Genomic DNA, 1,549 nt, shown 5'->3' on the forward strand with positions numbered 1-1,549 from the left:
GGTTTTTTCTTCTTTGAGAAGTTCATATACGTCAAGGGTTGTTTCTGTTGTTTCATTACTTATTATGTAGTCTGCTTGACTGTTTTCATAGATATAATCAATTCTTTCTTGAGGATATTCTAAATCTATTGGTATAAATGCGCAGCCTGCTTTCAATATTCCAATGATTGCTGCGATGAGATTGCTGTCCCTTTTAAGCATCACTAAAATGTTGTTTCCAGGTTTGATTCCTTTTTTAATTAATGCATTTGCGATTCTGTTACTTTTTTCATTTAACTCGGAATATGTGTACGCTCTGTTTCTGGCGATTAAAGCAATGTTTTGTGGATTTTTTTCTGCTTGCTTTTCGAAGCGTTTGTGTATTAATGGAAGTTCCAATGGGACAAATTTCGGCAGTTCTTTGGAGGTTTCCAATTCCACATCGCAAATTCTCATATCATTAATGTTATTTTCAAGAATTTGGATTATGATTTCATGGAATGAATTCAGGAATGTTTCAATGTAGTCTCTGGTGTATAGCTGATCATTGTATTCAACTTGCAGGCCTATTGTATCCTCAAAATCGAATATGGTCAAATCGGTTTTGTATTCTGTTGCAACAAAACTGTCATCAATCAATTCGGTTTCCTTGTATGATTTATTGTCTATAGTTATACTATCAGATTCCAGGAATTCCTGATATGAATAGAAGAATTCTGGTTTTAATTGATATTCTTCTGCAATTTTAGTATATGGGTATTCACTATTGTTTATGGTTTCTTTCCATACTGTATCAACATTTTCAATGAACTCTCTGATATTTTGTTGTCTGTTCTCATTTTTCATGACAAATGGGAGTGTTTTAACCAGGAATCCTTGGGTGTTGTAATAATTCGGATTCGCTCTTCCGTTGAATATTGTTGTTATTAATGTTTCATCACTGAAAGTGTATTTGTTCAGGTTCAATATTGTGGCTGCCATGAATAATGCATTTTGACTGATTGAATTTTCTTTACAGAATTGTCTGATGTTGTTGGAATCGATATTCATTATTACTCGTTTTATTTTTCCATCATCTGGGTTTCCGTTAAGATTTGGAGTCAGTACTGTGGAGTCTATTTCATGGCTTAGTTTTTCTTGGAAGAATTTTTTGGCGGATTCGTATTTATCGCTATTTTCCAGGTCATTTTCGATGAGGCTGTATGCATATCCGTTTACGATTTCTTTGGAAAGTTCTTTGTTTTCATATGCTTTTGCCAAATCCTCGAAGAGATTTCCCTGTGATACTCCGTCTGTAATTATGTGGTGGAAATCAGAGAATAATACGATTTCATCATCAGTATCATATATTTTAAATCTGAATAACTGCTCGTTATTTAATGAAAACGCTTTAACATCATTTTGCATTATTTCTTCATCGCTTATGTGTGATGTTTTCACTATTTCAATTTCGTTAGGTTTTATATTGTCATTTCTGTGTTGTTTGAGAGTGCCGTCTTCTGTTGTAATTATTCTTGTTTTAATATATGGGTGGGATTCGATTACTTTAATGAGTGATTCTTTTAATTTG

The 1,549-nt window shown here is 33.0% G+C and carries 1 protein-coding gene; it reads right to left on the bottom strand.

Annotation, left to right across the window (positions count from 1 at the left end):
- Positions 1-1,549, bottom strand: a 1,549-nt coding sequence (locus ACKI2P_RS04385) for a condensation domain-containing protein (protein WP_407375374.1), incomplete at both ends; no start/stop codon positions are given.

This window comes from Methanobrevibacter sp., from assembly GCF_045541095.1.
In the GTDB taxonomy this organism is placed as follows: Archaea; Methanobacteriota; Methanobacteria; order Methanobacteriales; family Methanobacteriaceae; genus Methanocatella.